At 56.2% G+C, this 13,250-nt stretch carries 13 protein-coding genes; all 13 read left to right on the top strand.

Features of this window, described 5'->3' with window-relative positions; translation table 11 throughout:
• The first annotated feature begins 6 nt into the window (after nucleotides 1–6).
• The 13 genes from hisC to M5B98_RS20995 all read left to right on the top strand — a co-directional run bounded on the left by hisC (nucleotide 7) and on the right by M5B98_RS20995 (nucleotide 13,092).
• Nucleotides 7–1,119, top strand: coding sequence for a histidinol-phosphate transaminase (hisC, locus tag M5B98_RS21055; protein WP_248743855.1), 1,113 nt, complete (start codon nucleotides 7–9; stop codon nucleotides 1,117–1,119).
• A 28-nt stretch (nucleotides 1,120–1,147) separates the two neighbouring features.
• Nucleotides 1,148–3,355, top strand: coding sequence for a bifunctional prephenate dehydrogenase/3-phosphoshikimate 1-carboxyvinyltransferase (locus tag M5B98_RS21050; RefSeq protein WP_248743912.1), 2,208 nt, complete (start codon nucleotides 1,148–1,150; stop codon nucleotides 3,353–3,355).
• Nucleotides 3,352–4,041 carry a (d)CMP kinase gene (gene cmk / locus M5B98_RS21045; RefSeq protein WP_248743854.1) on the top strand — a complete coding sequence of 230 codons (690 nt, stop codon included), beginning with the start codon at nucleotides 3,352–3,354 and terminating at the stop codon, nucleotides 4,039–4,041. Before M5B98_RS21050 ends, cmk begins: the two co-directional genes overlap by 4 nt.
• A 120-nt stretch (nucleotides 4,042–4,161) precedes the next feature.
• The gene (rpsA, locus tag M5B98_RS21040; protein ID WP_007950918.1) at nucleotides 4,162–5,847 is read left to right on the top strand and encodes a 30S ribosomal protein S1; all 1,686 of its coding nucleotides are present in this window, start codon (nucleotides 4,162–4,164) and stop codon (nucleotides 5,845–5,847) included.
• Between the two features lie 205 nt (nucleotides 5,848–6,052).
• The gene (locus M5B98_RS21035) at nucleotides 6,053–6,331 is read left to right on the top strand and encodes a hypothetical protein (protein WP_248743853.1); all 279 of its coding nucleotides are present in this window, start codon (nucleotides 6,053–6,055) and stop codon (nucleotides 6,329–6,331) included.
• 151 nt (nucleotides 6,332–6,482) lie between these two features.
• Entirely contained in the window at nucleotides 6,483–6,779 is a 297-nt protein-coding gene (gene ihfB / locus M5B98_RS21030) for an integration host factor subunit beta (protein ID WP_007950920.1), read from the top strand.
• A 27-nt stretch (nucleotides 6,780–6,806) separates the two neighbouring features.
• Entirely contained in the window at nucleotides 6,807–7,046 is a 240-nt protein-coding gene (locus tag M5B98_RS21025; protein ID WP_248743852.1) for a lipopolysaccharide assembly protein LapA domain-containing protein, read from the top strand.
• Between the two features lie 230 nt (nucleotides 7,047–7,276).
• Nucleotides 7,277–8,353: a dTDP-glucose 4,6-dehydratase gene (gene rfbB, locus M5B98_RS21020; protein WP_248743851.1), complete on the top strand. Its 1,077-nt coding sequence runs from the start codon at nucleotides 7,277–7,279 to the stop codon at nucleotides 8,351–8,353.
• Entirely contained in the window at nucleotides 8,350–9,243 is an 894-nt protein-coding gene (gene rfbD / locus M5B98_RS21015) for a dTDP-4-dehydrorhamnose reductase (protein ID WP_248743850.1), read from the top strand. Before rfbB ends, rfbD begins: the two co-directional genes overlap by 4 nt.
• Nucleotides 9,240–10,130: a glucose-1-phosphate thymidylyltransferase RfbA gene (gene rfbA, locus M5B98_RS21010; protein ID WP_248743849.1), complete on the top strand. Its 891-nt coding sequence runs from the start codon at nucleotides 9,240–9,242 to the stop codon at nucleotides 10,128–10,130. Before rfbD ends, rfbA begins: the two co-directional genes overlap by 4 nt.
• Nucleotides 10,131–10,184: 54 nt before the next feature.
• Entirely contained in the window at nucleotides 10,185–11,108 is a 924-nt protein-coding gene (locus M5B98_RS21005; protein WP_248743848.1) for a glycosyltransferase, read from the top strand.
• A complete protein-coding gene (locus M5B98_RS21000) occupies nucleotides 11,105–12,067 on the top strand; it encodes a UDP-glucose 4-epimerase family protein (RefSeq protein WP_248743847.1) in 963 nt (320 codons plus the stop codon). Before M5B98_RS21005 ends, M5B98_RS21000 begins: the two co-directional genes overlap by 4 nt.
• Nucleotides 12,064–13,092 carry an MraY family glycosyltransferase gene (locus M5B98_RS20995; protein ID WP_248743846.1) on the top strand — a complete coding sequence of 343 codons (1,029 nt, stop codon included), beginning with the start codon at nucleotides 12,064–12,066 and terminating at the stop codon, nucleotides 13,090–13,092. Before M5B98_RS21000 ends, M5B98_RS20995 begins: the two co-directional genes overlap by 4 nt.
• Nucleotides 13,093–13,250: the final 158 nt, after the last annotated feature.

Below are 13,250 nucleotides of genomic sequence, written 5' to 3'. Positions count from 1 at the left end.
TAGCAAATGAGTGGCAACTTCCTCGCTCTGGCACAGCCGGGCGTGCAACAACTTTCGCCATACGTACCGGGCAAGCCCGTGGACGAACTGGCGCGCGAGCTGGACCTGGATCCGGCAAGCATCGTCAAACTGGCGAGCAACGAAAACCCGCTGGGCGCGAGCCCGAAAGCGCTGGCCGCAATCCGCGAAGCGCTGGACGAGCTGACCCGTTATCCGGACGGCAACGGTTTTGCCTTGAAGTCCCTGCTGGCCGAGCAGTGCCGCGTCGAGCTGAACCAGGTGACCCTGGGCAACGGCTCCAACGACATTCTCGAGCTGGTGGCGCGCGCCTACCTGGCGCCGGGCCTGAATGCGGTGTTCAGCGAGCACGCGTTCGCGGTCTATCCGATCGCGACCCAGGCGGTCGGCGCCCAGGCCAAAGTCGTTCCGGCCAAGGATTGGGGGCATGATCTGCCGGCGATGCTGGCGGCCATCGACGCCAACACGCGCGTCGTGTTCATCGCCAACCCGAACAATCCGACCGGCACCTGGTTCGGCGCCGAAGCGCTGGACGAGTTCCTGCAGGACGTGCCGGAGCACGTGCTGGTGGTGCTGGACGAGGCTTACATTGAATACGCCGAAGGCAGCGATCTACCGGATGGTCTGGATTTCCTCGCGGCTTACCCGAACCTGCTGGTCTCGCGCACCTTCTCCAAGGCCTACGGTCTGGCGGCGCTGCGGGTTGGTTACGGCCTCTCGACTCCGGTGGTGGCAGACGTGCTGAACCGCGTACGTCAGCCGTTCAACGTCAACAGCCTGGCCTTGGCTGCGGCGTGTGCGGCGCTGAAGGACGAGGAATATCTGGTGCAAAGCCGACAGCTCAACGAGTCCGGCATGCAACAGCTGGAAGCGGGTTTTCGCGAGCTGGGCCTGAGCTGGATTCCATCCAAGGGCAACTTTATCTGCGTCGACCTCGGACAAGTGGCGGCTCCGGTGTTCCAGGGCCTGCTGCGCGAAGGCGTGATCGTACGTCCGGTGGCCAACTACGGCATGCCGAACCATCTGCGGGTGACCATCGGTCTGCCGGCGGAAAACAGCCGCTTCCTCGAAGCGCTGCGCAAGGTTCTGGCTCGTGGGTGATGTCACTGCGCTGCAATCTGCTGCACCTATGATCGGGCGCCTGGTGGTGGTCGGTCTGGGGTTGATCGGTGGTTCGTTTGCCAAGGGCTTGCGTGAAAGCGGCGTGTGCCGCGAAGTGGTCGGGGTCGATCTCGACCCGCAATCGCGCAAGCTGGCGGTCGAGTTGGGCGTGGTGGATCGCTGTGAAGACGATCTGGTGGCTGCCTGCCAGGGCGCAGACGTGATCCAGTTGGCGGTGCCGATCCTGGCCATGGAAAAAGTGCTGGCCCGCTTGGCTGGTATGGATCTGGGGCAGGCGATCCTGACGGATGTCGGCAGTGCCAAGGGTAATGTGGTGCGTGCGGCGACCGAGGCGTTCGGCGGCATGCCGGCGCGCTTCGTGCCGGGCCATCCGATTGCCGGCTCCGAGCAGAGCGGGGTGGAAGCCTCCAATGCCGAGCTGTTCCGCCGTCATAAAGTGATTCTGACTCCGCTGGAGCAGACCGATCCGGCTGCGCTGGCGGTGGTTGATCGCCTGTGGCGCGAACTCGGTGCCGACGTCGAGCACATGCAGGTCGAGCGTCACGATGAAGTACTGGCGGCGACCAGTCATCTGCCGCACCTGCTGGCTTTCGGTCTGGTCGATTCGCTGGCCAAGCGCAATGAAAACCTTGAGATCTTCCGTTACGCTGCGGGCGGTTTCCGTGATTTCACAAGAATCGCCGGAAGCGACCCGGTCATGTGGCATGACATCTTTCTCGCCAACCGCGAGGCTGTCCTGCGCACACTCGATACATTTCGCAGCGACCTCGACGCCTTGCGCGACGCGGTCGATGCAGGGGATGGGCACCAATTGTTGGGCGTCTTCACGCGCGCCCGGGTTGCCCGCGAGCATTTCAGTAAAATCCTGGCCCGCAGGGCCTATGTGGACGCTATGAATTCCAACGATCTGATCTTCCTGGCTCAACCTGGTGGCCGCCTGTCCGGTCGGATTCGCGTACCGGGTGACAAATCGATTTCCCACCGTTCGATCATGCTCGGCTCCCTGGCTGAAGGCGTCACCGAAGTCGAAGGCTTCCTCGAGGGTGAAGACGCCCTGGCGACCTTGCAGGCATTCCGCGACATGGGCGTGGTCATCGAAGGCCCGCATCACGGCCGCGTGACCATCCATGGTGTAGGCCTGCACGGCCTGAAGCCTGCGCCGGGCCCGATCTATCTGGGCAACTCCGGCACTTCGATGCGCCTGCTGTCCGGCCTGCTGGCCGCGCAGGACTTCGACAGCACCCTGACCGGTGACGCTTCGCTGTCCAAGCGTCCGATGAATCGCGTCGCCAACCCGCTGCGGGAAATGGGCGCCGTGATCGAAACCGCTGCCGACGGTCGTCCGCCGATGACCATCCGTGGTGGCCACAAGCTCAAAGGCCTGACCTACACCATGCCGATGGCCAGTGCCCAGGTGAAATCCTGCCTGCTGCTGGCGGGTCTGTATGCCGAAGGCAAGACCACTGTCACCGAACCAGCACCGACCCGTGATCATACCGAGCGCATGCTGCGCGGCTTTGGCTATTCGGTAAGCGTCAATGGTGCCACTGCATCGGTCGAGTCCGGCGGCAAGCTGACTGCAACCCACATCGAAGTGCCGGGCGACATCTCGTCGTCGGCGTTCTTCCTGGTGGCGGCGTCGATTGCCGAAGGTTCGGAACTGGTGCTCGAGCATGTCGGCATCAACCCGACCCGTACTGGTGTGATCGACATCCTGCGCCTGATGGGTGCCGACATCACCCTGGAAAACCAGCGTGAAGTGGGTGGCGAGCCGGTTGCCGACCTGCGCGTGCGAGCAGCTAAACTCAAAGGTATCGAGATTCCGGAAGCGCTGGTCCCTCTGGCCATCGACGAGTTCCCGGTGCTGTTCGTGGCGGCAGCCTGTGCCGAAGGGCGCACCGTTCTGACTGGCGCCGAAGAGCTGCGGGTCAAGGAATCGGATCGTATCCAGGTCATGGCGGACGGTTTGCTGGCGCTGGGCGTCAAATGCGAACCGACCCCGGACGGCATCATCATCGACGGCGGCCAGATCGGCGGCGGCGAAGTGCATGGTCATGGCGATCACCGCATCGCGATGGCTTTCAGCGTGGCCTCGTTGCGCGCCACTGCACCGATCCGCATCCATGATTGCGCCAATGTCGCGACATCGTTCCCGAACTTCCTGGCGCTGTGCGCGCAGGTCGGCATTCGTGTGGCGCAAGAGGCTCAGTCGTGAACAACATTGCTCCGGTCATCACCATCGATGGGCCAAGCGGCTCGGGCAAAGGCACCGTAGCCGGGATTCTGGCCAAGCGTCTGGGCTGGAATCTGCTGGACTCCGGCGCGCTGTATCGCCTGCTGGCGTTTGCTGCGCACAACCATGGTGTCGACCTGACCAATGAAGAGCTGCTGAAGAAGCTGGCCGCTCATCTGGATGTGCAGTTCATCGCGGCGACCGACGGTCAGTTGCAGCGCATCATTCTGGAAGGTGATGAAGTCAGCGATGTCATTCGCACCGAGAGCGTCGGGTCCGGCGCTTCCCAGGTGGCGGCATTGCCGGCTGTGCGCGAGGCGCTGCTGCAGCGTCAGCGCGCTTTCCAGGAAGTACCGGGCCTGGTAGCCGATGGTCGTGACATGGGAACGGTGGTGTTTCCGAATGCACCGCTGAAGATTTTCCTGACTGCGAGTGCCGAGGAGCGGGCGCGCCGTCGATATTTGCAGTTGAAGGGCAAAGTCGAGGGTGTTAGTCTGTCGAGTCTGCTAGATGAGATCCGTGCGCGTGATGAGCGCGATACCCAGCGAACGGTGGCCCCGCTCAAGCCGGCGGCCGACGCCATACAGCTGGATTCCACGGAGTTGTCCATCGATCAGGTGCTGGAACGCATCATGAGCGAGATCGCCATTCGCGATATCGCCGGGTGACCAGGAAGGCCGCAGGGGACCAGTCATAGTCCTGCGGTGGCTTCCTTTAAATGAAACTGACCCGCATCGTCTGGGATGTGGAGACGGGCGTATTTTTCGCCCTAATCAACAGGAATTAAAATGAGCGAAAGCTTTGCGGAACTCTTTGAAGAAAGCCTAAAGACCCTGAACCTTCAGGCAGGCTCCATCATCACCGGTGTTATCGTTGATATCGATTACCAAGCTCGCTGGGTAACCGTTCACGCTGGCCTGAAGTCCGAAGCACTGATCCCTCTGGAGCAGTTCTACAACGACGCTGGCGAACTGAACATCAACGTCGGTGACGAAGTTCACGTTGCTCTGGACTCGGTTGAAGACGGTTTCGGTGAAACCAAGCTGTCCCGTGAAAAAGCCAAGCGCGCTGAATGCTGGATCGTTCTGGAAGCAGCCTTCGCAGCTGAGGAAGTGGTCAAGGGCGTTATCAACGGTAAGGTTAAAGGCGGCTTCACTGTCGACGTTAACGGCATCCGTGCGTTCCTGCCAGGTTCCCTGGTTGACGTCCGTCCAGTGCGCGACACCACGCACCTGGAAGGCAAAGAGCTGGAATTCAAGGTCATCAAGCTGGACCAGAAGCGCAACAACGTTGTCGTTTCCCGTCGCAGCGTCCTGGAAGCCGAGAACTCCGCCGAGCGTGAAGCTCTGCTGGAATCCCTGCAGGAAGGCCAGCAAGTCAAAGGTATCGTCAAAAACCTCACCGACTACGGCGCATTCGTCGACCTGGGCGGCGTGGACGGCCTGCTGCACATCACCGACATGGCGTGGAAGCGTATCAAGCACCCTTCCGAAATCGTCAACGTTGGTGACGAGATCGACGTCAAGGTTCTGAAGTACGATCGCGAGCGCAATCGTGTTTCCCTGGGCCTGAAGCAACTGGGCGAAGATCCATGGGTTGCTATCAAAGCCCGTTACCCAGAAAGCACTCGCGTTACCGCTCGTGTAACCAACCTGACCGACTACGGCTGCTTCGCTGAGCTGGAAGAAGGCGTTGAAGGTCTGGTACACGTTTCGGAAATGGACTGGACCAACAAGAACATCCACCCTTCGAAAGTCGTACAAGTCGGCGACGAAGTGGAAGTCATGGTTCTGGACATCGACGAAGAGCGTCGTCGTATCTCCCTGGGCATCAAGCAGTGCAAGTCGAACCCATGGGAAGACTTCTCTGGCCAGTTCAACAAGGGCGACAAGATCTCCGGCACCATCAAGTCGATCACCGATTTCGGTATCTTCATTGGTCTGGACGGCGGCATCGACGGTCTGGTTCACCTGTCCGACATCTCCTGGAACGAAGTGGGCGAAGAAGCCGTACGTCGTTTCAAGAAGGGCGACGAGCTGGACACCGTTATCCTGTCGGTTGACCCGGAGCGTGAGCGTATCTCCCTGGGTATCAAGCAACTGGAAAGCGATCCGTTCTCCGAGTACGTCTCGGTTAACGACAAAGGCGCAATCGTTACTGGCACCGTGAAAGAAGTTGACGCCAAAGGCGCCATCATCGTTCTGGCCGACGATATCGAAGCGACTCTGAAAGCCTCCGAAATCAGCCGTGACCGCGTTGAAGACGCGCGCAACGTTCTGAAAGAAGGCCAGCAAGTAGAAGCCAAGATCATCAGCGTTGATCGTAAGAGCCGCGTAATCCAGCTGTCGATCAAATCGAAAGACGATGCTGAAGAGAAAGAAGCCATCCAGAGCCTGAAAGCAGCTCCGGAAGGCGAAGCAGCTGACACCACCATGGCGGCACTGCTGCGTCAAGCAATGGCCAAACAGAACTGAGTTCTGTCTGATCATGAAAAAGGGCGACTTCGGTCGCCCTTTTTTGTGCCTGCGATTTGGTGTGGCGTCATGCTCTGTGTTGTCCTGGTGAAACCATTCCCTTTGTGCTGCGGTCTGTTTCTTTAATCGGATCAATCGTCTATTCGCGTCTAGGCTTAGTCTGAAGATAGCAGTAGTCGGGCAAGTGCCTGGCATAAGGAAGTGAATGAGCAAGTTTATAGTCCTGATGGGTATCTTGATGTTGGCGGGCTGCACTACGAGCGCCAAGACTCATGCGGTGCGTGGCGTCAGTGGCATCGAGGTTGACTGCTCCGGTTTGGGTTCTGGCTGGGAGAAGTGTCAGAAGCGCGCGGCCAAGGAATGCAAGGGTGCGGGTTATAAGGTGATCACACGGTCTGATGATGCCCGGGATGAGGGTGAGTTTCCCTTTGGCTTCAATCCTGCCGGTTACGTTACCCGAACCATGTTGGTGATTTGTCGGTGAATGAGCATTGACGGGCTCGCGATCCGATGCCCTGAAAATGGGCGTTTCGTCGAGGCGAAAGATATGTCAAGTCCTGGGCTGTTCAAAATCTTCCGGGCGTGCTAAAACCTTTCAAGCGCTGATCTAGCTGCTTGAAAAAGAAGGGAAAAATATGACGAAGTCGGAGTTGATCGAACGAATTGTCACCCATCAAGGGCTGCTCTCATCCAAGGATGTGGAGTTGGCCATCAAGACCATGCTTGAGCAAATGTCACAATGTCTGGCTACGGGTGATCGCATCGAGATCCGTGGTTTTGGCAGCTTCTCCTTGCACTATCGTGCGCCGAGAGTGGGTCGCAACCCGAAAACCGGCCAATCTGTCAGCCTTGATGGAAAGTTTGTTCCGCATTTCAAGCCAGGAAAAGAGTTGCGTGATCGCGTGAATGAAGAAGAGGAGGAGGGCGCTTGATGATGGTCGCTACGCGAGGAGCCGCTCATGAATAATTTCAAGCGCATTTTGATTTCCGTCTTAATCCTGATGCTCGTATTGGCGATCCTTGCGTTCGTTCTCGAAAATCAGCAATCGGTTTCCCTGTTGTTTCTGGGTTGGGCGGGTCCGCAACTTCCCGTGTCAGTAGTTGCGGTGGGTGCGCTGCTCGTCGGCATGCTGATTGGCCCGGTTTTCGGCTGGTTTCTGGGACGATCGTCCAGAGCTTCCCGCAAGCGCCTTGCCTGAATGCGACATTAAGCGAAAAGCGGACTAATCTTTAGCCACAGCTTGTCTATATCCATTAGTAAAACGCTCATTAAGCTGTAAAATGCTGCGCTTGTTCGATAGTGGCATATTCCCACATCGGTAAAGACTGACTCTGTCAAAAGCCCCGGCTGAATTGATGGCTTTTGCATTCATGGATTAGACAGTGCTCGGTTGGCGGCCCTGTCAGCAACTCAAGGGTATGGTTTCGCGTGAAAATTCTAGTAACCGGCGGCGCCGGCTTTATCGGCTCGGCAGTCATTCGTCATATCATCTCCAATACAACCGACGCAGTGATCAACGTCGATAAGTTGACTTATGCGGGTAACCTTGAGTCGTTGGCCGAAGTCAGCGCAAGCCCGCGTTATGCGTTCGAGCGTGTCGATATCTGTGATCGTGACCAGATCGACCGCATCCTGCGCGAGCATCAACCGGATGCAATCATGCATCTGGCGGCAGAGTCCCATGTTGATCGCTCTATCTCCGGTCCTTCCGAGTTCATTCAGACCAACATCATCGGCACTTACACCTTGCTTGAAGCTGCGCGTCATTACTGGGCTGCACTGGATGATGCCCGTAAGGCCGCTTTCCGCTTCCACCATATTTCGACGGATGAGGTTTACGGCGATCTTGAGGGGCCGGAAGATCTTTTCACGGAAACCACTCCGTATCAGCCGAGCTCCCCGTACTCGGCCAGTAAGGCCAGTTCCGACCACCTGGTTCGTGCCTGGGCTCGTACGTATGGCCTGCCGACGCTGGTCACCAACTGCTCGAATAACTATGGTCCTTGCCACTTCCCTGAGAAATTGATCCCGCTGATCATTCTCAATGCGCTGGAAGGCAAGCCGCTGCCTGTTTACGGCAAAGGCAATCAGGTTCGTGATTGGTTGTATGTCGAGGATCATGCTCGGGCACTGTATAAAGTTGTGACAGAAGGCGTTATTGGAGAGACCTATAACATCGGCGGTCATAACGAAAAGCAAAATATTGAAGTTGTAAAAACGCTCTGTGCGCTGCTCGATGAGCTGCGTCCTGATTCTGCGCATCGTCCGCACGCGAGTCTGATTACTTACGTTCAGGATCGCCCGGGCCATGATCAGCGCTACGCCATCGATGCGAGCAAAATCCAACGTGAGCTGGGGTGGACACCGGAAGAAACCTTCGAAACCGGCATTCGCAAGACGGTGGAGTGGTACCTGAACAATACTGAGTGGGTATCTCACGTCAAGAGCGGAAGTTACCAGCAATGGATCGACCAGAACTACGCCGGTCGTTCAAGCAAGGCATGAAGATTCTCCTGCTTGGAAAAAATGGCCAAGTGGGCTGGGAGCTGCAGCGCTCCCTTGCGCCACTGGGCCAATTGATTGCCCTTGATCGGCATCCGGTTGATGGGCTGAGCGGTGATTTGACCGACGTGGACGCTTTACGTGAAACGATCCGTCAGATCCAGCCAGATATCATCGTGAACGCAGCCGCTTACACGGCAGTAGATAAAGCCGAGTCCGAAAAAGAGTTGGCTGATCGTGTGAATGGTCAGGCTGTTCAAGCCATGGCCGAAGAGGCTGCGGCACTGGGTGCCTGGCTGATCCACTACTCAACCGACTACGTATTCAGTGGTGAAGGCTGCACGCCGTGGTGCGAGTCAGATGCCCTCTCGCCAGTGAATCACTACGGTATCAGCAAGCTGGCTGGCGAACGAGCGATAATATCTACCGGCTGCAATCATCTGATTTTCCGGACAAGCTGGGTCTATGGTGCTCGTGGCAATAACTTTGCGAAGACAATGCTGCGCCTGGCAAAAGACCGAGAAACCCTTAGCGTCATTGCTGATCAGGTCGGTGCACCGACAGGTGCAGATCTGATCGCAGACGTGACGGCATTGGCTGTGCGGCAAGTCTTGCGCTCTCCCGAGTTGGGGGGCGTCTATCACCTGGCCGCTGCCGGAGAAGTGTCATGGCATGGCTATGCTTGTCATGTGATCGATTTTGCGAAGGCTTGCGGTGAAGCGCTTACCGTGAAAACGATTGATCCGATCGATACTGCTGCTTATCCAACACCTGCGCGCCGTCCTTTGAATTCTCGTTTGAATACTCAGAAGTTGCGCGACAATTTTTCTCTGCACTTGCCGGATTGGCAAAGTGGTGTAACCCGAATGCTTAGGGAAGTTCTTAATAAATGACCACGACAAATCGTAAAGGCATCATTCTCGCCGGCGGCTCGGGCACGCGCCTGCATCCGTTGACTCTCGGCGTATCCAAGCAAATGCTGCCGATCTACGACAAGCCGATGATCTTCTACCCGCTGTCCGTGCTGATGCTTGCAGGTATGCGCGAGGTCCTGATTATTTCCACGCCTGAGGACTTGCCATGTTTCCGCAAGTTGCTGGGTGACGGTAGCCAGTATGGCGTCAAGCTCACTTATGCTGAACAACCTAGCCCGGATGGTCTGGCACAAGCTTTCATCATTGGTGAGGAGTTCATTGGTAAGGATCCTTGCTGTCTGATTCTGGGCGACAACATCTTCTATGGTCAGCACTTCTCGGACAACCTCCGCTCCGCCAGCTCGCAAAAGCAGGGCGCAACGGTATTTGGTTACCACGTTTCCGATCCGGAGCGTTTCGGCGTCGTCGAATTCGATAAAACCGGTCGAGCGCTGAGCATCGAGGAAAAGCCAGTCAAGCCAAAATCGAATTATGCGGTGACTGGTCTGTACTTCTATGACAACGATGTTGTCGAGATCGCCAAAAGCATCAAACCGTCCGAGCGCGGTGAGCTGGAGATCACAGACGTTAACCGTGCTTATCTGGAGCGCAAGACGCTGAATGTTGAAATGCTGGGGCGTGGTTTTGCCTGGCTGGACACAGGTACTCATGATTCTTTGCTGGAAGCCAGTCACTTCGTGCATACCATCGAACAGCGTCAAGGCCTGAAAGTGGCTTGCCTGGAAGAAATTGCTTACAACAACGGCTGGATTACGGCCGAGCAATTGGGGGCGCAGGCAGAAGCCTTGAAGAAAACGGGTTATGGCCAGTACTTGCAAAAGTTGCTGGACTTGAGTGCTCGTTGATCCAAGCCGATCTACTCGAACCCCCTAGTGTCAATTAGTGCAAGCAGGAATGGCATGCCAGTTAGACTTCCAAAGGTTGCGGTTTTACTGGCTGCCTACAACGGTACACAGTGGATCGAGGAACAGCTTGCCTCGATCCTTTGCCAATCAGGCGTTGATGTCTCAGTTCATATAAGTATTGATCCTTCTACTGATGGTACCGAGACCTGGTGCGAGGCCTATGCTGCAGCGCACCCTCAGATTTTTATCCTCCCGGCAGCCGGAAAGTTTGGAGGCGCGTCGCGAAACTTCTTTCGTCTGATTCGTGATGTTGATTTCTCTTCTTATGACTTCATCGCTTTGGCCGACCAGGACGACATCTGGCATACGGACAAGCTGCAACGAGCCACCTCTGCAATTGATTCTCGCCAGGCTGATTGCTTCTCCAGTAATGTCACGGCTTTTTGGGATGATGGCAGGACTCATTTGTTGGATAAGGCTCAGTCTCAAGTTGCCTGGGATTATTTATTCGAGGCTGCGGGGCCGGGATGCACTTATGTATTCAATAAGCGCTTTGCTTCAGCATTGAAAGCTTCGGTGATCGCCGACTGGGAAAAGGTGCAGGATGTCCGTCTGCATGACTGGTATTGCTACGCCTTTGCCCGTAGCCATGGCTTTCGATGGTTTATTGACCCAATACCTACTATGGACTATCGCCAACACGCGAATAATCAAGTGGGAGCGAACAAAGGTCTGAGCTCTTTGCTCTCCCGCTACAAGACTATTCACGACGGTTGGTGGTTTAGTCAGGTTCGGATGATCGCTTTGCTGATCGGACAAGCTGACAATCCATTTGTAAAGTCGTGGTTACCTTTGAAGCGGGGCCAGCTCATAAAACTCTCTTTTGATGCCTGGAAGTGTCGGCGACGATTTCGGGATAAAGTCCTTTTCTTTTTTGTCTGCTGGATCTTTGCGTTTTCAGGGAAAAAATCCGGATGAAGTCCTCGAGAGTGGTTGTGACGGGAGCGGGCGGATTTGTTGGTGAGGCTCTCGTTCGCAGGTTGTTGCTGGACGGAGAGTTTCTACCGATAGCAGCTGCACGAGGTGCGACCCGTCTGGGGGGGCAATGTCCGGTTGTTTCACTTGATCTGAGTGAGCCCGACGTCATACCGTCGCTCGATGGTGTGCAAGCGGTCGTTCATGCGGCCGCAAGGGTGCATGTCATGAACGAGACGGCGACTGACGCATTGGCGATGTTTCGCCGTATCAATGTCGATGGAACATTGAGATTGGCGCGACACGCTGCCAAGTCAGGGGTGAAGCGCTTTATTTTCATCAGTTCAATCAAGGTGAATGGCGAAAGCACTGCTGTTGGACATCCGTTCACGGCCGATAGCGTTCCAGCGCCGGTCGACCCTTACGGGGTGTCCAAGTATGAAGCTGAAGAAGGTTTGAAAGAGCTAAGTATTGAGACCGGTATGGAAGTGGTCATCATTCGCCCACCTCTGGTTTATGGTCCGGGGGTGAAGGCCAATTTCCTGAGCATGATGCGATGGCTCAACAAAGGTCTGCCTCTGCCGCTGGGTGCGATAGGCAATAGACGTAGTCTCGTTGCCATTGGAAATCTGGTCGATCTGATTGTGACCTGCATCGAACATCCGGCGGCGGCCAATCAGACTTTCCTGGTGAGCGATGGAGAGGATCTTTCTACTACGCAACTGTTGAGGTACCTGGCACGGGCGTTAGGGAAAAAACCGTTGCTGATGCCAGTGCCACAGTGGTTGCTGGCTCTGGTTGCATCTGCGCTTGGCAGGCAGGCGGTGGCTCAGCGTATCTGTGGCTCGCTTCAGGTCAATATTGAAAAGAACCGCGATGTGTTGGGGTGGACTCCTCCTGTTACTGTGGATAAAGCCATGCTTCAAACCGCTCGCTATTATCTGGATGAGCAAACGAAATGAAATTTTGGTGGCTGCTGTTATCGGTTTTTTTGCTGTCTTGGGTACTGACATTAACGCTTCGCCGATATGCGTTGGGGAATAAGCTGGTCGATATCCCGAATGAGCGAAGTTCCCACACCATTCCTACTCCTCGCGGTGGCGGTGTAGCCATTGTTTTCGCGTTCCTGATTGCACTGCCTGCGTTAAAGTTGCTCGGGATGATGAGTTCTGAGTTGATGTATGGCCTGTTGGCCGGGGGACTGCTGGTTGCGGCGATCGGTTTTGCCGATGACCATAATCATATTGCGGCACGTTGGCGGTTGCTGGGGCATTTTGCCGCCGCTGCATTGGCATTGTTCTGGCTGGGCGGCCTGGCTCCCATTCCTTTCGGAGGGGTGACCATCGATCTGGGAGTGGCTGGCACTGTCCTGGCGTTGGTTTATCTGGTCTGGATGTTGAATCTTTACAACTTCATGGATGGTATTGATGGTCTGGCCAGTGTCGAGGCCATCAGCGTCTGTCTCGGCAGTTGCCTGATTTATGGTTTGACCGGGCACGTCGAATCAATGTGGGTAACGCTGCTATTGGCCGCATCCGTCAGCGGTTTTCTGTGCTGGAATTTTCCACCTGCACGGATATTCATGGGGGATGCGGGAAGTGGTTTCCTGGGACTTGTTTTAGGTGTAATGGCTGTTGATGCCGCATGGAAATCTGGTGATTTTCTGTGGAGCTGGTTGATTCTGCTGGGCGTTTTTGTCGTCGACGCTACCTGGACGCTGGGCAGGCGTCTGCTCAGTGGCGAGAAGGTTTATGAGGCTCATCGAAGCCATGCCTATCAATACGCAGCCCGGCGGTATGGAAGCCACAAAGTAGTGGTATTTGCAGTCGCTGCCATAAACCTGTTCTGGCTGACGCCCTTGGCTGTCGCTGTGGGAACCGGACGGCTTTCCGGTGCCATAGGATTACCAGTGGCTTATTTGCCCTTGATACTGATCGCGTGCGCTTTAGGTGCAGGCGTGCGTGAGAAGCCAAAATCCAGGGCTTGACGATCGGCAGCAAACCATATCGGTGGCGAAGATGATGCTATGATTCGCGCCCTCTGAATGAACCGGCAGAAGTATTGACGAGTTCGAGAGACAGTTTTTTATCTGGCATTGCTCCATTTCGAATGCCAGACAGCAAGGCGCATTTCAACAGGTGCGGA

The organism is Pseudomonas sp. MWU12-3088, assembly GCF_023242405.1.
Lineage (GTDB): Bacteria > Pseudomonadota > Gammaproteobacteria > Pseudomonadales > Pseudomonadaceae > Aquipseudomonas > Aquipseudomonas kribbensis.
Note: the sequence above shows the minus strand (reverse complement) of the source record. Positions and strands in the feature narration are given on the sequence as shown.